The 18,662-nt window shown below is 34.8% G+C and carries 19 protein-coding genes and 1 pseudogene; 12 read left to right on the top strand and 8 right to left on the bottom strand.

Annotation, left to right across the window (positions count from 1 at the left end; genetic code table 11):
- Positions 1-13 precede the first annotated feature (13 nt).
- Together ligD and AACZ41_RS07920 are read right to left on the bottom strand one after the other, a co-directional pair.
- Positions 14-982, bottom strand: a complete 969-nt coding sequence (gene ligD / locus AACZ41_RS07925) for a non-homologous end-joining DNA ligase (RefSeq protein ID WP_339627849.1) — start codon at positions 980-982, stop codon at positions 14-16.
- Positions 952-1,242, bottom strand: a complete 291-nt coding sequence (locus tag AACZ41_RS07920; protein WP_339627848.1) for a hypothetical protein — start codon at positions 1,240-1,242, stop codon at positions 952-954. The genes ligD and AACZ41_RS07920 overlap by 31 nt, the downstream gene beginning before the upstream one ends.
- 513 nt (positions 1,243-1,755) lie before the next feature.
- Between AACZ41_RS07920 and AACZ41_RS07915 the strand changes: the two genes are divergently transcribed.
- Genes AACZ41_RS07915 through AACZ41_RS07900 form a run of 4 tightly spaced genes read left to right on the top strand, consistent with a single transcriptional unit; the run spans position 1,756 to position 2,806 of the window.
- A complete protein-coding gene (locus AACZ41_RS07915) occupies positions 1,756-2,061 on the top strand; it encodes a hypothetical protein (RefSeq protein ID WP_339627847.1) in 306 nt (101 codons plus the stop codon).
- 29 nt (positions 2,062-2,090) lie between these two features.
- On the top strand, positions 2,091-2,246 hold the full coding sequence (locus AACZ41_RS07910) for a hypothetical protein (RefSeq protein WP_339627846.1): 156 nt from the start codon (positions 2,091-2,093) through the stop codon (positions 2,244-2,246).
- Positions 2,247-2,270: 24 nt separating this feature from the next.
- A complete protein-coding gene (locus tag AACZ41_RS07905; protein WP_339627845.1) occupies positions 2,271-2,435 on the top strand; it encodes a hypothetical protein in 165 nt (54 codons plus the stop codon).
- A 5-nt stretch (positions 2,436-2,440) separates the two neighbouring features.
- Entirely contained in the window at positions 2,441-2,806 is a 366-nt protein-coding gene (locus AACZ41_RS07900; protein WP_339627844.1) for an ArsC/Spx/MgsR family protein, read from the top strand.
- Positions 2,807-3,066: 260 nt separating this feature from the next.
- Here the strand turns inward: AACZ41_RS07900 and AACZ41_RS07895 are convergent, their stop codons facing one another.
- From AACZ41_RS07895 to AACZ41_RS07885, 3 genes are all read right to left on the bottom strand, one after another.
- Complete coding sequence (locus tag AACZ41_RS07895) at positions 3,067-3,561, bottom strand: hypothetical protein (protein WP_339627843.1); 495 nt, start codon at positions 3,559-3,561, stop codon at positions 3,067-3,069.
- Between the two features lie 49 nt (positions 3,562-3,610).
- Positions 3,611-4,120: a ferritin-like domain-containing protein gene (locus AACZ41_RS07890; RefSeq protein WP_339627842.1), complete on the bottom strand. Its 510-nt coding sequence runs from the start codon at positions 4,118-4,120 to the stop codon at positions 3,611-3,613.
- A gap of 210 nt (positions 4,121-4,330) precedes the next feature.
- Positions 4,331-4,864, bottom strand: a complete 534-nt coding sequence (locus tag AACZ41_RS07885; RefSeq protein WP_339627841.1) for a hypothetical protein — start codon at positions 4,862-4,864, stop codon at positions 4,331-4,333.
- Between the two features lie 1,166 nt (positions 4,865-6,030).
- On the opposite strand from AACZ41_RS07885, the gene AACZ41_RS07880 reads away from it, so the two are divergent.
- The 3 genes from AACZ41_RS07880 (at position 6,031) to AACZ41_RS07870 (ending at position 8,531) form a co-directional block, all read left to right on the top strand.
- Complete coding sequence (locus tag AACZ41_RS07880) at positions 6,031-6,228, top strand: hypothetical protein (protein WP_339627840.1); 198 nt, start codon at positions 6,031-6,033, stop codon at positions 6,226-6,228.
- Positions 6,229-6,273: 45 nt separating this feature from the next.
- Positions 6,274-6,438: a hypothetical protein gene (locus AACZ41_RS07875; protein WP_339627839.1), complete on the top strand. Its 165-nt coding sequence runs from the start codon at positions 6,274-6,276 to the stop codon at positions 6,436-6,438.
- Positions 6,439-6,596: 158 nt separating this feature from the next.
- Positions 6,597-8,531: an amylo-alpha-1,6-glucosidase gene (locus AACZ41_RS07870; protein ID WP_339627837.1), complete on the top strand. Its 1,935-nt coding sequence runs from the start codon at positions 6,597-6,599 to the stop codon at positions 8,529-8,531.
- A gap of 180 nt (positions 8,532-8,711) precedes the next feature.
- Here the strand turns inward: AACZ41_RS07870 and AACZ41_RS07865 are convergent, their stop codons facing one another.
- Positions 8,712-9,110: a phosphoribosyltransferase family protein gene (locus AACZ41_RS07865; RefSeq protein WP_339627836.1), complete on the bottom strand. Its 399-nt coding sequence runs from the start codon at positions 9,108-9,110 to the stop codon at positions 8,712-8,714.
- A gap of 274 nt (positions 9,111-9,384) precedes the next feature.
- On the opposite strand from AACZ41_RS07865, the pseudogene AACZ41_RS07860 reads away from it, so the two are divergent.
- From AACZ41_RS07860 to AACZ41_RS07840, 5 genes and pseudogenes are all read left to right on the top strand, one after another.
- Positions 9,385-9,507, top strand: a pseudogene (locus AACZ41_RS07860) (ATP-binding protein); the annotation flags it as partial.
- A 977-nt stretch (positions 9,508-10,484) separates the two neighbouring features.
- Positions 10,485-11,564, top strand: a complete 1,080-nt coding sequence (locus AACZ41_RS07855; protein WP_339627835.1) for an efflux RND transporter periplasmic adaptor subunit — start codon at positions 10,485-10,487, stop codon at positions 11,562-11,564.
- On the top strand, positions 11,564-14,644 hold the full coding sequence (locus AACZ41_RS07850) for an efflux RND transporter permease subunit (protein ID WP_339627834.1): 3,081 nt from the start codon (positions 11,564-11,566) through the stop codon (positions 14,642-14,644). Before AACZ41_RS07855 ends, AACZ41_RS07850 begins: the two co-directional genes overlap by 1 nt.
- A 1-nt stretch (position 14,645) precedes the next feature.
- Positions 14,646-15,950 carry a TolC family protein gene (locus AACZ41_RS07845; RefSeq protein WP_339627833.1) on the top strand — a complete coding sequence of 435 codons (1,305 nt, stop codon included), beginning with the start codon at positions 14,646-14,648 and terminating at the stop codon, positions 15,948-15,950.
- A gap of 280 nt (positions 15,951-16,230) precedes the next feature.
- The gene (locus AACZ41_RS07840; RefSeq protein WP_339627832.1) at positions 16,231-17,376 is read left to right on the top strand and encodes a site-2 protease family protein; all 1,146 of its coding nucleotides are present in this window, start codon (positions 16,231-16,233) and stop codon (positions 17,374-17,376) included.
- 72 nt (positions 17,377-17,448) lie between these two features.
- Here the strand turns inward: AACZ41_RS07840 and AACZ41_RS07835 are convergent, their stop codons facing one another.
- Complete coding sequence (locus tag AACZ41_RS07835; protein WP_339627831.1) at positions 17,449-18,267, bottom strand: patatin-like phospholipase family protein; 819 nt, start codon at positions 18,265-18,267, stop codon at positions 17,449-17,451.
- Positions 18,268-18,402: 135 nt separating this feature from the next.
- Positions 18,403-18,660 carry a DUF6327 family protein gene (locus AACZ41_RS07830; protein ID WP_339627830.1) on the bottom strand — a complete coding sequence of 86 codons (258 nt, stop codon included), beginning with the start codon at positions 18,658-18,660 and terminating at the stop codon, positions 18,403-18,405.
- Positions 18,661-18,662 lie beyond the last annotated feature (2 nt).

Genomic DNA, 18,662 nt, shown 5'->3' with positions numbered 1-18,662 from the left:
TGATTTTATTTTTTTAGTTATCGTGTGAAGAGGTAGACTTTTGTGCATTTATCAATGCTTCCAATTTGCTTTTTGGATCGTTAATACTCTTGGTATGGGTATTAAAACCCTTCCATGGATGGTCTTTTTGTTCCAATCTTTTAAAAACAGAATGAATGTTAAAGGCTTTTGAAGTACTTATTTTTCCTTCTTTTAATTCTTGCCAACTTATCGGAGTGGCAACTGGAGCTCCTTCCAAAGCCCTTACAGAAAACGGGGCGACAACCAGTTGGGCATAAGAGTTTCTTAGATAATCAATAAACAATCTGCCCTTTCTTTGGTCTTTTTTTATGGTTACGGTAAATTCCGATGGATGTTTAATTACTATATAATTGGCAACCTTCTTAGCGAAATCATGTACTTCGTCATAGTCTTGATTGGGAATAAGAGGAGCAATGATGTGTAATCCTTTTGAGCCAGTTGTCATGACATAGGTCTTGAACCCTAAATCGTTTTCTAGAACCCTTTTCAGCACTTGAGCTCCTTTTATAACCTTATCAAAATCTTCTTCTGTTGGATCTAGGTCAAAAACCAATTTGTCTGGAAACCTTAATTTATCTGTTGTGCTGAGCCAAAGATGAAATGTAATTACACCTTGGTTTACAAGATATATAAGTGTTTCCTTGTCATTGCATAGCACATGGTCGACCCAACCACCTTCTTTCTTTACTCTAAAAGTCTTTATCCAATCGGGGTAATAATCGGACGCGTTCTTTTGATAGAATCCCTCTTTTTGTATTCCTTCTGGAAAACGCTGTAACGCCAGAGGGCGGTTCTTCATGTAAGATAGCATGTATGGGGAAATCTTGCTGTAATACTGTATCAGATCCCACTTTGTTATCATGGTTACAGGAAATATAATTTTATCGGCTTTGGATACATTAATTATGCGGCCGTCAATTTTCATTTTGTTCATTCTTTTCTGCATCTCGTTTTTTTCCACACATCTTCTTTATGCGTTGCTATCATCCATTTATAACCAAATGGGTCCATAACCTGATCAGTGGGGTCGGTATAAAACTCATTTTTTAGGTGCATTATAACGGTCGCGTCAGCAGAGATTCCCTTTTTAAACGATTTATAGGCATCAGTGACATACAAACCAAATGTTATTGGGTTACCTCTTAAAGTTTTGGAGCTTTTTGTCTGCCAATTCGGATTTTCCCCGACCATCATTAATAATGAACCCTCTTTTATGGTCAAATATGGACTAAGGGTATGCGCTCCTGGATAAATATTTGATATTTTAATACTTTTATTTATAGATCATTTCGGTATAAAATAGACATTTATGAATCCTGATATTATACTGCAATTTACCTTAGATGGGAGCTAAAATTAATGATGTAGATCAGTGTCATGATTATTTAACAAGAATGCTTTGATAATTGTAACAGATTTAGATGGCCGACTCTAAACTTATAAAAGAATCATTTCCAATAATGATTTATATCATTTTATCTGCGGATTCTAGTTTGCACTTTTACTTCTTAAGATAAAGTAAGTACAATATTATGATAGATTTAATAATCCAGAAGTGGAACAACTACTTGATTAAACAATAAAATATCTTAAAACAAGCCTATGTATTAGGTTTTGGTGAAATGATTTACAATACCTAAAATAAATACTATGAAAACAACAACTTGAAATGTTAAAACAGAATTTCTACTCGGCGCAGGTCTGGATGTGCTTCATTTTGAAAGCAAACAATGGTTGAATACCGTAGCTTTCTGGAAAGACGAAACCAAATTTTTTGCCGATTTGCTTAAGAAAAAAGAGTCTGCAAATGAGAATAAGCAGGAATATGGAAGTATGTTGAAAGAACTGGACAAAATACATGCAGATCTTTATGAAGATTTGGCAGATGATATCACTAATCATGAAAAATTTTTGGCAAGATTGGAAAAGGGGGAAAAAGGTTTGTCAGATAGCGATTATCGAGATAAACACCGTCAAATTAAATTTCAAATGGAAAGATTTGAGGCGGATTTTCAAAGGTTCAAGAGGGTGATTTTCTAACATATGAAGAATCTCTAATATATATGGGAATGACCATTTTTAGAAGAGATTACCACACAGCTGATAGTATTGTCCATTTTATGGATTTCTATAATAGTGTACAAATTAAATATCTTGCAAGTGATTTGCTGAACAAAGGATTATGGCCCAACAATATCTCAGATGCCGTTACTAGAGCGATATAAGTCGCAAAATCTTCAGGAATCGATGTGCGTAAACATTTTAGACCTGTTTTTAGTGGAATAGGCAACGAAATCATCAGCGATTGCAAACTGTCTCGCTTAGGGTATGGCTTAGTGCTGTTGAATGCCGATGCTGAAATTTCGGTTGTTGCGTTATGGCAGGTAGACATTTTAAACAAATTTTTTGAATAAATACCATGGGAGAAATAGCAACATCAAACTGGGAGGTGATTTTATTTTATAATCCGAATTCCACTATTGCCAAGAAAGCATTGGCCTATGCAAAGGCGGAAGGTTTTCCTGTAAGGGATGTTGATATATTAAAAACCCCTTTTACGGGCACCCAATTGGAAGAATTGGCCGATCGGCTTCATGTTTCGTTAGAGGAATTGGTTAACAAAGAACACCCAGACTTCCGTAAACATTTTGGCGAGCCGGATTTATCGGAAGATGATTGGATTAAAATACTAAGAAAAAACCCAGAACTACTCAAAGAACCCATTGTTATACGAGGCGATAAAACCATATTGGTTAAAAGCCCAAGTGATATCATTAAGATATAAGAGGCAAAAAACCGATAAAGTTAATTTGTTAATACTGGTAGAGGGTAATACCTCAAGTTCTACTTTAACACATAAGCATAACAATCCTAATAAAAGATTGACAATACTAATTAAAATATTCGATAGGACGTAGGTTTCCAGAGGGGGGGCACAATATTTCAATATCTTAAAAAATATTGAGTATTCAGAGCATTAATGTAATTTACCAGCTCTAGATTCTGCTTATTTTCGAATCAAATCCTCTTGTTCCCATTATTTTTTTACTCATCTAATATGCTATCATCTGGTGTGATAATTTTCTTTAATGCCTTTTTAATTTCTTCTATATCATGCTTGACTTCCTGTTCAAACTTTTGTTCTTTTTCCTTTGTCGAAGTATTGAATACAATCAAATCTTCTTTGAACTCTTGAGCGCGTTGGGCAAGCCTTTCTTTTAGTCTCGTGTTTTTCTGTTCCAAACTATCCAAAGTTTTATGTAGTCTTCCCTGATCTTTTTTATCGAATTTTGAAATCTTCTCGCGAAGCTCCGTTAAGCGATTTTCTGTATTTTTAATGACTAACTCCGATTCATTTTTGAACTTTTCCCAGTCCTTTTTCACGTTAGTATTTATATCATCTTTTGTCTCCTTTACGACCACTTCTAGGTTTTCTTCGGTACCTTCAATGTGCTTTTTTTCTGGTTTTTCCCTACAATTACTAAAGAGGGCCAAAACCATAAACCCTGTTACCATTGTAAATATTATCGTTTTTTTCATGAGTTCTATTTTTATTCTGTTCTTTCCAATTTTATGATATATTGAAGTTTCATTCAGCTAAATCTTCCATTTCTTCGTCGAGTTCCCTCAGCATATCAGTTTTTTCGCCGAATGCCTCGAACCTATCCAATAGATTTTGAAACTTTTCCAATTCCTCGGCCTGTTCTTTGCAATACCATAGCCCGAGTTCCGCCACCATATAATTTTCCACTTTGTAGGCTGCTTTGGTAAGTGCATAACACTGTTTGGTAATTTCGGTTTCATGATTAAATGCCTTTTTTATGGCATTGGGCAAATTTTGAAATTCCTGTTCTGGCTTCTTCAGGGCTGGTGTTGTGGGTTGAATACCGTTCGCCAAAAGCATTGCCCTGGCTTTGTCGGCATGAGCCATTTCTTCTTCACTATATTTATTGAACAGTTTGCCTGCCCCCAAGTATCCTTTATCGGTTGCCCAAAGTGACATAGAAAGGTAAGTTCTCGAAGAAAATTCTTCTTGCTCTATACGATAATTGAGAAGTTCTACTATTTCCTCGCTCAAAAATTCTGATTTTGTTTTCATGCATTTTTCTTTTTAAATATTTATTTGGTAAGATTATTCGCTGATAAGAATGATGCCAACAAAAAATCATGGGTTTAACAAAGCTAATTCTCTATTTTAGAGACTAAAATGATCTATGTCAGTCAGAAATAAAACCAGCTTATATTCGATGCCGATTTTTATAACTTTGTAATCATTATATGAAGGCTTTTATAAAAGTTTGGCGAGCAATTAAGAAACTTTCCTTTTAATAATCTTGCTGATTATAAGAAAGATGAACCAAGGTAAAAAGGTAAACTGTAGAACCGGAGTAACCCCGGCACCAGTAAGAGGCAATAATGGCATTGTGCTATTATATGTCCAATGACCATTTTCTAAATGAATCATTTCGGAAAAATTCGCCCCCAACCCTCCGACTAGCAATAGGATTATTACTTTTTTAGCATTCATGTTTCTGATCCAGAACACATCGTTGAAAAGTAGACCAAATGCAAAAAATAAAAGTAGTACCATCAGTACATCGGCCAAAGTGGCCAAAGCACAGAAATATATATGTTTTTCATCATATTGGAAGCCTTTGTACAAAGGACCATGGGCCAATTCCCAAACAAAGTTGAGAACATAGGCCACAATTAGCGTGGCGTAAAGTACATGGCTGTAGGCATGCTTTTCCTTTACTTTTTTTTTAAAAAAGAAGTATAGGGCCAATATGACGACAAAGACTATACTTGGTGTTATGAACATACTCGGACTAAATTTTACCATTCAAATACAGTTTAACATCATAATAGTTATTTTAACTTATCGTTTCTTTTCGCTCTTCTTTGTTGGGTAGTACAGTTTAAAATGGCGGTTAAACCGTACAGGTCTTAAAAGGACTTTATTGAATATATCAGCTATATTGGTAGCCACCAATAGAATCACGCCTGTGTTGGTCCAGAATACATCCAATTCGAGCAACAATTGATTCAAGGGGCTTTCGTGTTCATCGCAAGTCTAAAAAGCTTTTACCTTATCAATGGAACTCCCATGGCACCTTTTACTTTGCCTTTTTAGAGAAATAGCGAACACAGGAAGCGCCAATGCCAACTATTATTTAAATGAACTCAGATCCCGACAAAATAAAAAGGGATCATAGGATTCTCCATATATCGCCTTGGCTATCGGGGTTTTTCCTATCCCGAGAGGGCCTACCGACAAAATCCCACTTCTGTATCTTCTCTTATAAGTGATGCCATGTTCATGGAATAATGGGGATCCATTTTGAAGCTGAAAATTCCTTGTGTTACTTTCTTGTGTTTTGAATTATAGAGCTTGTCGGGATTAGTATATATTTCAACAAACTCTTTGTTAACCACAACGATTTTTGTTACATCACATTGACTCAATGTGGTACGTTGAAATTCCAACTAGCTAAATTTCTTTACAATGCCTCACAGCCGTACATAAGAACTGGTCCTCCTCCCATCATCACTGCCATTCCTATGGTTTCCAGAATTTCCTCGGAAGTCGCCTTTGATTTTAGGGCATCGTGAACATGGAAAGCTATGCAACCGTCGCACCGTACCGTTATGGCAATCCCCAAGGAAATAAGCTCTTTGGTTTTGGAAGTAAGGACACCATCTGCAGTACTTGCCATATGTAGCGTATAAACCCCTCCATTGTAGGAGGAATTTTTTTCCCAATTGTCCCATTAAGGTGATAATGTCTTTTATAGTGTTTTGGAAAATCTTTGACCATAGCCATAAATTTTAGATTTAACGTTTAGTTTGCAAAACTATCATAAAAGGAATCCATTAGAAATGATTTAAATCATTCTGGCTGTTATGAATACTTATTTACTTTGATATGCTTTCCAGCAGAATAACTATAAATCATTCTACATTGTTAGAGGATTAAAGTATTGGACAAATTGTAAGTGTATTGCACAGTTGGATTATAGAGCGAGTAGGTTGTCACCCAATAATAAAACTTATGTTGTTCTGGTCACGTATGCCAATGATGGTCAGTATGCGTATGGACATACCCAAGAAGGAATGAATTTTAATTTGATGCGTAAAAATCCAATGGTCTGTTTTGAAGTTGATGTAATAGAAAATATGGGTAATTGGAGAAGTGTGATTACCTGAGGGAAATTCGAGGAATTAAAATAGCCCGAGTAGTGTCGAATCGGCATGCAAAAACTAATGGATCGTGTAACGCCACTAATGACTGGCGAAACAAAAGTACATGATGCAATAACCGATGCGCACGGAAAATTTATAGAAGCTTTGCAAGGCGTTGTTTATAAAATTAAACTAACCGAAATAACGGGAAGGTTTGAAAAAAGATATATTTAATTAGAAGAGTCTTTTGATAATAGGATTTCCCAGAGTGTTACTTTTTAGAAATAATCACTATAGAATCACAGTTTCTTTTTTGTATTGGTTTTAGATATGGCGGCATTAAAAGGATATTCTATTGGTCAATCAATTAATTTAGGGGATAATGTAATAGTATGAAGTATTTATTTGAACAGGAATGGCTGGTAACCAACGGACTTGGTGGTTATGCATCTGGAGCGGTTTGTGGGGCGAATACCAGGCGTTATCATGGGCTACTAGTAGCAGCATTGAATCCACCAACTGATAGACGGGTAGTGGTCGCCAAAATTGAGGAACGTGTTTTTATCAATGGAACGTACCATGACCTTTCTACAAATCAATACTCAGGTGTCGTTTATCCTAACGGGTCAAAGTATTTAAATAATTTCGATAACCTTCCCTTTCCAACTTGGCAGTATGCAATGGACAATTGGAAACTGAAAAAAAATATTTTTATGGCGCAGGACTCCAATACCGTTTTGGTAAGCTATAAGAACGCCGGGGAAACGTCCTTTTTTTTAGAACTCCAGCCGCTTTATGATGATAGCGATTACCATGCTACCTTCCATGAAAATCAGTTTACTGATTTTTATACGGAAATCTCCCCGACTCAGCTAAAAACATATTCTCATTATGGTAGTAAACCCGTTTTTACAAGATGGAGTACAGGAGAATTTACCGAGGCACGCTCATGGTACAAGAATATTGAATTGCCTAAAGAGCATGACCAAGGTTATGATTTTGTGTGTGATTATTATAGGATAGGCTATGTAAAATATGAGTTGAAGCCAAACGAACAATTGACGCTAGTGTTTAGCTTAGAAGAAGATGTGATTACAAGTGATATCGAAAAATTATATTCGAAGGAAAAGAGTAATTTGGAGGGAGGAAAAATAAAGAAAGAGCAAGGTTTTTATGGGAATCTACTACGTTCAGGAAATCAATTTTTGGTCAAAAGGAATTCAACCGATAGCATGTCGATTATTGCAGGCTACCATTGGTTCGGAGATTGGGGTAGAGACACTATGATTTCGATGCGCGGATTGACCATAGCTACCGGTAACAAAGCAGTCTCCAAATCAATTCTTTCGACTTTTTATAGAAGTATCGATCAAGGTTTGATACCCAATAAATTTCCGGACCAAAGTCAAGATTATATTGATTACAATACGATAGACGCAACATTATGGCTTTTTATAGCATCTTACGAGTATGTGCTTAAATTTAATGATCTTCCCTTCGTAAAAAAGCATATAAATATCTTAAAAGGGCTATTGGATTGTCATATATCCGGTACACGGTACAACATACATGTAACTGAAGAAGGTTTTTTATTCGGTGGGCAAGAAAGCGAACAACTCACGTGGATGGATGCCATTGTAGCTGGGAAAGTAATTACACCGCGAATCGGTTGCCCCGTTGAGGTCAATGCCTTGTGGTACAATGCCTTGAAGATTTATGAAGTATTCTGTAATGACCTCAAAATCGAATTTGGGGCTGAATACGCAGATATTTGTAATCGATTCGAGACTAATTTTTCTAAGATGTTCACTAATCCCGAAGGAACTCTTTTTGATGTTATTGTTCCGAATGTAACTTATGACAATTGTTTTAGACCCAACCAATTGTTTTGTCTGAGTTTGCCATTTTCGTTACTGGAAAAAGCACAGCAGATTAAAATTTTCGAAGCCGTACGCGAAAAGCTTTATACTCCATATGGACTGAGGACTCTTGACAAAGAGGACACTAATTATCATGGCAAATATGAAGGTAACCGATTGCAGCGTGACCAGGCCTATCATCAAGGTACAGTATGGCCTTATTTATTGTTTGATTACTATCATGTATTTTTTAAATTATACGGAGCCACCATTGAAAACAAAAAAAAGGTAGTAAGAGAGTTGGCCTTATTGAAAGACCATTTCTATAACCAACAAGGAATACAATGCATCTCCGAAGTTTTTGACGGAGATGATCCCAAGGAGGGGAAAGGGTGTATACACCAGGCTTGGTCCGTGGCTGCACTGATTCGCTTATATACGGATTATGAACTTTTTAATGTTGGGTAAAACTAACTGACTTGACATACTACAAATGTTAGAATTCGTAAATAAATATTTTTGTTACAGAACAAATAAAATAAAAAACTCAATTTTTTTTGGAAACGACATTGATTTGCTATTTAAATATGTCTTTTAAAAAACTTCTTAAGGCATATGAAAATTCAGTTAGCAAGCAATTTGATATTTTTAATATAAGTTAGAAATCAAATTTTTAATTTCCTTGGCCATAATATCGGTTAAGTCAATTACATTGGAGGCATGCGGTATCGTATTGCAAGTAACAATTTCAGCAACATCAGCATCCTTTGATTCTTGATATGCATTCCCAGAAAAAGCAGCAAGTATACCAATGCAAATGGGAGGTTTCATGCCTTCATTTTTATGATGACCGATGGTTTCCAACATGGTATGCGCCGTTGAAATAATATCATCCAACAATACAGGAGTCGCATCCTTAAATTTTTCAAAGTAGGGTATGGAAACTTCTACATCATTGTCACCTTGTCTAATTTTAGTCAATATCGTAAAAGGAGCGTCCGTATATTTTGCAACAACAGACACCCAGGGTATGATAAATTTTAGCAAATAAATTTAATATAGACATTGAAAATCCCTTGGTTTTCAATTCAAGTTCAGAGTTATTGTTTACGGTGTTTAAAAATATCATAAAGAACGTGATAAGTAATTCATTGTGTTCAACTGAGATACATAAGCCTTATGTATCTATTAATATTTCATCAACAGTAGATGAAATAATATTGTTAATAGTCAACAAATGGCGAGGAATAGCTAAAAATGAAATTGATAAGATATTTGAATTATACTACTGAACTGAACTGAAGTTGAGCATAATCAAGAGTCTAATGGTCTAGGGTTGTATGTAGTTAAAAATATAATCGAAAGTTTACACGGAAAAATTAGAGTTGAAAGCAAAATTACTGAAGGTGCTTGTTTTATAATTAGTTTACCAAAATTCGGATAAAAATAGGTTATGAAAATAAATATTATGTTGATTGATGATAGAGAAATTGATTTATTAATCAAAAAATCATAGAGAAGTTAGCTATAAATGCAAGCTTTAAAACGTATACCATTGCAAAAGAAGCCATTGATTATTCAAGTTCATTAAATAATCCTTCGAATTCTGAATCAACATTCTTTCCCGATATATTTTTTTTAGATATCAATATGCCAATAATGAATGGGATTCAATTCTTGAATGAATTTAGAGCGATAAACAAAAGGAAATTAAATTCAATAAAAATTTACTTGTTGTCTTCTACAATTAGTATGAATGAAATAATTAAAGCTGAAGAACATAGTGCTTGTAGTGGTTTTATTTCTAAACTGTTAACGGTTCATAAACTCGAAAAATCAGTAAAAGTATTGGCTTCATAAATTGTTTTAGTGCTCATTTTAAGTAAAATCCCTCATAAAAAGGCCCAGTATTGGCAAGACGCTAATCTGAGCTTTCTTTATTATTTCCCTATTGATGAAAAATTGGTTAATATTTAATATTTGAATATAATTGATAATGAGATTTTATTTTTTCATCTCGTTTTCTAATCTAGGTTTTTAAATATTTAATAGTTTAGGGGGCAGAAACCTGAAAATTATCAGACTTATCTTTTGCTAACGGTCTTTAGTGTGCCACGGCTATTATCTATTTCACATATTCTATTATTTTCGTCATTTACGTTTTCTAATTTAAAAGTTACCTGCCTCCAAATTTGAAACTGGAATTAATGTTAAAATTTATTTATGATTAAACCTTCTTAAAAGTATGCAGTCATATATTATCAGAGTTTATTTTAATTTGAAGATTGAAACAATATTATCCAATAATTGCATGCTAAATCCATGTTAAATATTGTATAAGATTTACTTAAAATAGGCTATTAGAATTAGATTTGTCAGTGTTCTAAATAACACGTTATATAATTTCTTTCCAAAGGGCTTATGAAAATAAAATACGTAGTCTATAGCTTATTAATTGTAGGGATTATAGCATTGATTGTCTATCGAGTAAATTCTAATAGTGAGATAGGTGAACCTAAAACTGCAGAAGGTTCGGCCCAAGCAACTAGGGTAAAAGGTATGGTGTTATATGCTCAGGAATTTAATGATAACATTTCACTGTCTGGTACAATAGAGGCTAATGAACAAATTGAAATTAGAAGTGAGGTTTCTGGGGTAGTAGAGAGCATTAATTTTAGAGAGGGCAGTAAAGTATCGCAAGGTCAGGTATTATTTAAAGTTAACGATATTGAACTGCAAGCACAACTATCAAAAGTGCAAACAGCGCAAAAATTAGCTTCTGAAAATGAGCGTAGGGCTAAGCTATTATTAGAAAAGCAAGCAATTAGTCAAGAAGAATATGAAATTGTTAGCGCAGATTTTCAGTCTGCAAGTGCAGAATCCCAACTTATTCAAGCTCAACTTTCAAAAACAATTGTTCGAGCCCCATTTTCAGGTACTATAGGTTTACGTTCTATATCTAAAGGAACGTATGTAACACCAGTGACTCCTATAGCCAAATTGGTGAATACAAGTAAAATAAAAATTACATTTTCAATTCCAGAAAAGTATACTTCTCAAGTATCTATCGGCTCTGAGTTAACGTTTACAACGTCAGATTCTAAGCAAGAGCATGAAGCAAAGGTTTATGCTATTGAACCAGAAGTTGAGATTGCAACACGTACACTTAAAATGAGAGCCATAGCGGAGAATAAAGAGGGTAAGTTATATCCAGGAACTTATGCAAATGTAATATTGCCGTTAGAAAGTATTGATAATGCATTGATGGTGCCTTCTGAATCTTTGATTCCTGTTCAAAATGGAAAAAGAATTTTTATCTCTGAAGGAGGTAAAGCAAAAGAAATAGACGTTGAAATCGGTGCACGTACCGGTAATGAAGTACGGGTTATATCTGGTTTAAAAGTAGGAGATACTATTTTGACTTATGGCGTAATGGCATTAAAAAATGGGACGCCTGTTACTATTGATTTTGGAAAAACTGATATTATTTCTGCAGAGTAATGAATTTATCTACACTAAGTATTAAGCGACCGGTTCTAACAATTGTAATGAACCTTACCATAGTTTTATTTGGTATCATCGGATATACATATTTAGGCGTTCGTGAATTTCCTTCGATTGATCCGGCACAAGTTTCTGTGCGTACTAATTATTCAGGTGCTAATGCAGATATTATTGAGTCCCAGATCACTGAGCCTTTAGAAAAAGCAATTAATTCAATTGATGGTATTCGTAACATAACCTCTTCAAGTGTACAAGGTTCAAGTTCTATAAGTATTGAGTTTAACTTGGATAAAAATCTGGAGGATGCCGCCAATGATGTTAGGGATAAGGTTTCTCAAGCTGTAAGAAGTTTACCGGATGATTTGGATGCACCACCTGTAGTTTCAAAGTCAGATGCAGATGCTCAACGTATTCTTTCCATGACCGTACAAAGTGATGGCAAAAATATTCTAGAGCTTTCTGATTATGCTGAAAATGTTATTGCTCAGCGTATAGAGACCATACCTGGGGTAAGTAGTGTTCAAATTTGGGGCCAACGAAGATATGCGATGCGCCTTTGGATTGACCCTTTGAAATTAGCATCCTACGGATTAACTGTTGCAGATGTACGAACAGCTCTATTAGCTCAGAATGTTGAATTACCATCTGGTAAGTTAACAGGTGCCAATACCGAACTAACAGTTAAAACCATTGGGAATTTAAATACCGAAGAGCAGTTCAACAATATAATTATAATGGCTGATGGCGGAAAATTAGTCCGTTTAAGTGATATTGGAAAGGCAACTTTAGAAGGTGAGAATATGGAAACCAAGATGAGTGATTCTGGTCAGCCAATGGTCGCGACAGCTGTAGTTCCTCAACCTGGTACGAATTATTTAGAAATTGCAGATGCTTTTTATGAGGAATATGAAAAACTCAAGAAAGACTTGCCTGAAGGGTTTAAGCTGAATGTAGTTATTGATGACACAGTTTTTGTACGGCGCGCAGTTACCGAGGTGGCAGAAACATTACTCATATCTATAATATTGGTAATTCTTGTGATATTCGTTTTCTTTAGAAACTGGTCAATGGCACTTCGACCTTTAATAGATATTCCCGTTTCTTTAATTGCTACATTTTTTATCATGTGGTTGTTCGGGTATTCAATAAATGTATTGACCTTATTGGCGATAGTTTTGGCAACAGGCCTTGTTGTAGATGATGGTATTGTAGTTACCGAAAACATTTATAAGAAAGTAGAAGAGGGCATGAGTCCGATCGAAGCCGCTATTAAGGGTTCTAACGAGATATTCTTTGCGGTAATATCTATATCTATAACTTTGGCTGCTGTATTTCTTCCAGTAATTTTCTTGGAAGGATTCGTTGGTAGGCTCTTTCGTGAGTTTGGCGTTGTACTTGGTGCTGCAGTATTAGTATCGGCTTTTGTATCATTATCATTGACACCAATGCTTAATGCATACCTTATTAAGCCAGGTAAACAAAAACAGTCTAAATTTTATCATTTTACTGAGAAGTATTTCTTAAAAATGAATTATTCGTATGCCGAATCGTTACGGGTTTTTATGAAACGGAAATGGTTGAGTTTTCCTATTCTTATTGGGTGTTTAGGTCTAATAGCTTTGTTCTATATTTTACTTCCAAAAGAAACGGCACCATATGATGATCGTAGTTTTGTTCGCTTAAACGTAAATGCTCCAGAGGGATCATCTTATGAATATATGGATCGTTTAATGACTGATATTACTGAATTAATAAACGATTCGGTACCCGAAAAAAAAGTGAGTCTTGTACTTACTTCCCCAGGGTTCGGTTCTTCTTCGGTAAATAGTGGTAGAGCTAATATTGCATTGGTTGACCCTAGTGAGCGAGAACGATCACAGAATGAAATTGCGAACGATCTTGGTAGATGGGCAAAGGCATACGTGGGTGGAAAATCAAATGTATCTGAACGACCTACAATTTCGGTAAATAGAAGAGGTGGTCCTCCAATTCAGTTTATCATACAAGCACAGAACTTTAAAAAGTTAGAAGAGAATATTCCCGCATTTATGGCTGAAGCGGAGAAAGATGAAACATTCTCTTTCGTAGATGTAAATTTAAAATTTGATAAGCCTGAAATCTATGTAACAATAGACCGTGAAAAAGCAGAAAGTTTAGGTGTCTCGGTAATTGATGTTGCTCAAACACTGCAATTATCTTTAAGCGGTCAGCGTTTTGGTTATTTTCTAATGAATGGAAAACAGTACCAAGTAATTGGACAATTTGATAAAGAGGATAGAAATGCACCTATGGATTTAACTTCCATATTCGTAAAAAATAAAGATGGCTTATTAATTCAGTTAGATAACCTTGTTCAAACATCAGAACATAGTAGTCCGCCTCAACTTTACCATAATAACCGATATATGTCGGCCACCGTCTCAGCGAATTTAGCACCCGGTAAAACTATTAATGATGGTATAGAGGCGATGGAGCGGATAAAAGATAAAGTTTTAGACGATTCGTTCACTACCGATTTAGGGGGTGAATCTCGTGATTTTGTTGAAAGTAGTTCTAATACCCTTTTCGCATTTGGTTTAGCATTGTTACTTATATTTTTAATACTTGCTGCTCAGTTCGAAAGCTTTATTGATCCTTTTATTATCATATTGACTGTACCTATGGCGGTTGCCGGTGCCATGTTTTCACTTTGGCTATTCGGACAATCGTGGAACATTTTTAGCCAAATAGGTACGATTATGTTAATTGGTCTAGTGACCAAAAATGGTATTTTGATAGTAGAATTTGCCAATCAGTTACGTGAACAAGGTTTGGGAAAAAGGGAATCGATTTTGCAAGCTTCAGAATCTAGATTACGACCTATTTTAATGACGAGCTTGACGATTGCATTAGGTGCTTTGCCTATTGCTTTATCATTGGGAGCTGCTTCTACAAGTCGAATTGGCATGGGGGTAGTAATTATTGGTGGTACCCTGTTTTCTTTAATGTTAACTTTATTTGTTATTCCTGCACTTTACATGTTATGGTCAAGAGAAAAGGTAGAGAGACCAGAATTTAAAGCGCTTGAAACCTATTAAAATGAATTATTCTAAGCTTACATTGATTTTTATATTTCTATCGGTTCTAAGTACTTCCGGGCAAGAGGTGCTTACCATACAAGATGCGGTAAAAACTGCGGTTGAAAATAATTATCAAATTATCACTGCAGGCAACAGTTTAAAGATAGACTCACTATCTGTTAGTCCAGGTTTTGCGGGTATGCTTCCTTCAGTTGAAGCTAGTATTATAGATAACAATAGTGTTCAGAATCTCTCGCAAACGCGTTCAGACGGCACCTTGGTCGAACGTGATAACGCAAAAAATAATAGTCTTAATTATGGTGTAGCCATGGATTGGACATTATTTGATGGACTTCGAATGTTTGCTAATTATGAACAGTTGAAGGAAAATCAAAACTTGGGTGAAGTAGAATTAAAACAAGTTATTCTTACCAAAGTAGGTGAGGTAATGATAACATACTACGATTTAGTGCAACAACAGCAGCAACTTTCAGCTTTAGATAGTACGATATATATTTCTAAGCAAAGAGTTGAGCTGGCTCAAAATAGATTTAAAATTGGCAAGGCATCAAAATTGGAAGTGCTGAATGCGCAAGTTGATTTGAATACAGATCAAACTTTAATGCAGCGTCAGAAAGAATTATATGCAAATACCAAGATCCAATTAAATGAACAGTTGGCACGTGATTTAAAAATCGATTTTAAAGTAGTTCCTGAGATTTTTGTGGATGAAAGTTTATCGCTTCCAAAGCTAGAAACGATGGTAGTTACCAATAATCCACAATTAAATGCGGAACGAATTGGTAAACGAATCAGTCAATTAGAGTTAAAACAAATACGAGCAGCAAGATACCCTACTCTTTATGCTACCACTGGTTATAATTTTGGTCGTTCAGAATCAAGTCTGGGGTTTACGACAAGTTCAAATTCACAGGGGTTTAATTATGGTTTCGGTGCTTCTTTAAATCTCTTTAATGGTTTCAACCAAAATAGAAATGAGAAAATAGGAAAGATAGAATTGCAGAATGCAGAAGTTGCTATTGAAGAACAGGAACAGCAATTATTATCGATGTTAGTAACCACCTATCAAACCTATTTAACCAATATAAGTCTAATAGAGTTAGAAGGTAATAATGAATCTATAGCTAAAGAGAATCTAGATATTACTGTCGATAAATTTAGAATAGGTATTATTCCGACCATAGAGTTTAGAACGGCGCAATTGAATTATATCAATGCCAAAGTTCGCTTTAGCAATGCCAAGTTTCAAGCAAAATTATCAGAAATTATTCTTAGGCAACTTTCAGGTAATCTAGAAATATAGCATAAAGGCAATAAAATTTTGGAGAATACATTTTACAAGTATGAATTCTCTAATATCTATTTATTAAGCTCTTCTACATCTTTCTTTTTACACAATTGTATAGCTTCTTTCATAGTCATATCCGTACAACAAGCAACGCTATATGCAGCCATTATACTATTGCCTGCACCGATAGTTCTTTAATCGACAGCTAGGTTTACAGTACGTGTTATAATATTGTTTTTGGTGATATCTAATTCATGATATATTTTAAATATAATTTGATGTCTTCTATTTTGCTATGACCAATGTCATTGGTGTAGACCGTGTTCATAAATACCTTAGTTTAAAATTAATCGATATGAAAGGTGCATTGAGAATAGGAAGCGTTTCAGGGATAAAAATTGAAGTTCACTGGACATTTACATTACTACTCATTTGGGTTGCATTTTTAGAAATACAGAAGGGTAGTGAACTTAATCGAATTCTTCTTAATGAGGCACTAATATTTGTCTTGTTCATTTGTGTGGTACTTCATGAATTAGGGCATGCGCTAACTGCAAAAAAGTTTGGTGTCAAGACGAAGAATATTTTGTTACTGCCGATCGGTGGAGTTGCTACTTTAGAAAAAATGCCAGAAAAGCCGGCACAAGAATTATTGATTGCATTAGCAGGTCCGGCAGTGAACGTTGTTATTGCTGTTCTTCTGCTTCTTGTTGTGCCTGTACGAAGTTATTTTAATTTCGATTCTATTGTTTTGGAGGAAATGCTTTATGAGGCAACGCTTCAAAACTTTTTGTTTTATCTTTTTATTGCTAATGTGATGTTAGTGGTTTTCAATTTGATTCCTGCTTTTCCAATGGATGGTGGCCGTGTACTTCGTGCACTTTTATCTTTTAAACTTGATCGTGTCACGGCTACAGATATTGCAGCAAGTATAGGTCAAGGTTTGGCCTTTTTATTTTTTGTACTTGGACTCTTTTTTAATCCTTTTTTAATACTAATTGCTCTTTTTATATTTCTTGGGGCCTATGGTGAGAATCAAATGGTGAAACAAGGAGATTTATTAAAAGGTCATTTAGTGAAAGAGGCTACACTTACAAATATTACAAGATTGCAGCCAGGCAATAATCTTCAAGAGGTTATTGATATTTTACTTGCAGGAACGGAGAAAGACTTTGTTGTTGTCGAAAATCAGAAAATCATCGGTATTTTAACGCAAAAAGATATCATAAAAAATGTAAAGACACCATTGGTTTTGGTTAGTGACATCATGCAGAAAAAATTTAAGACCGTTGATGTGTCAATGGAAATAATAAAAGTATTACAGATAAAAGGAAAAGCGAATAATGATTTTTATCCAGTAGTTGAAAACGGGAAACTTGTTGGTGCTATTGATACAACAAACATTAGCGAGTTTATTCTTTTAAAAACTTTTAGCCGATAATTCTTCAATCGTAGTGTAATCAAAACCTTTGTTTAAACAAGGAAATTGATGAATTTGAAATGGATTTGTATCTTAAATGGAATCTACGGAAAAACCGTTCATCAACTCAAATTCTGCAGGAGACAAAGATTTGTTTAAGGAATGGTTCGTTTCTAATTCTTCGATTGTAGAATCATAGCCTAATTGAAATATTGCATCTATGTTTTTTACTGAAAACATACCAAAATTCTCCAATCCTTTAGGATTTATTAACAGATTACAATCATTAAATTTGGATAGCGATTCATTAGCAATTTTAATATGATACGCTCGCTCAAGAATATTATATGAATGTTTAAGTTCTTCTATTTCAACTTTTTTGAAAGGGTTTACATAAATGCCAACAATTTGATCACAATACATTTTAATTAAATCTACGGGGAAAGTGTTTAATGTGCCACCATCTATATAATATCCATCCTTAATTTGAACAGGCGCAAAAAATCCAGGAACTGCTGCAGAAGCCAATACTGGTTTAATCAGTTGTCCTTCATGAAATATTTCTAGGGTACCATCCAGTAAGTTAGTTGCTGTTATATAGAGGGGTGTGTTAAGAGCTGAAAAATTATCTTCTGGCAAATACTCTTTCAGAAGGTCATAAAATTTAGATGTATCAATAATACCTGGTTTATTTAAAGCATATTTATTTACAGAAAACAAGTCTACCGTTTTGAAGAAGTCTAGCATCCTTTGCCATGTGCATCCTCCTGCATATAAAGCACCCACTACCGCACCCGCGCTAGTTCCTGCTATATACGATGGGTAAATTTGATATTCTTCAAGGGCTTTGATAGCGCCAATATGAGCCACACCACGCATTCCGCCACCAGAAAGTACTAATCCTGTTTTCATTTAAATCATTTTAAGTCTTAATTTCAATGTGGATAAAATTTTTTACGCCAAAATTTACTTGAGTAAAATGCGAGTGTGATTTTACTTTAGTAGTAATACTTTTTTATGAGTGAAGAAACTAAAATTAAATTACTGCTAATCTCGATTTCTCGACCTACGTTTTTTACGAATGAAATTCAATGCTTTGCTTGAAATGAAAGTAATGAATAAGCTTTTTAAGGTATCGTTTTGAGTAAATTTTGTTCCTAGGCTATCACGAAATAAGCGCGGAACCAAATCTACCCGTGCGTTTTGAACATTAAGTTTTAGGCTTTCTTGATCGATTTCGCGTTGAAGTTCTAGTATCTTCAAGCGTGTATCTATTTCTTCAAAAGATGAATAACCTTTTACCATAA

Origin of the sequence: uncultured Maribacter sp. (genome assembly GCF_963974015.1) — a bacterium.
Classification (GTDB): domain Bacteria; phylum Bacteroidota; class Bacteroidia; order Flavobacteriales; family Flavobacteriaceae; genus Maribacter.
This window is presented reverse-complemented; position numbering and strand designations above follow the sequence as displayed.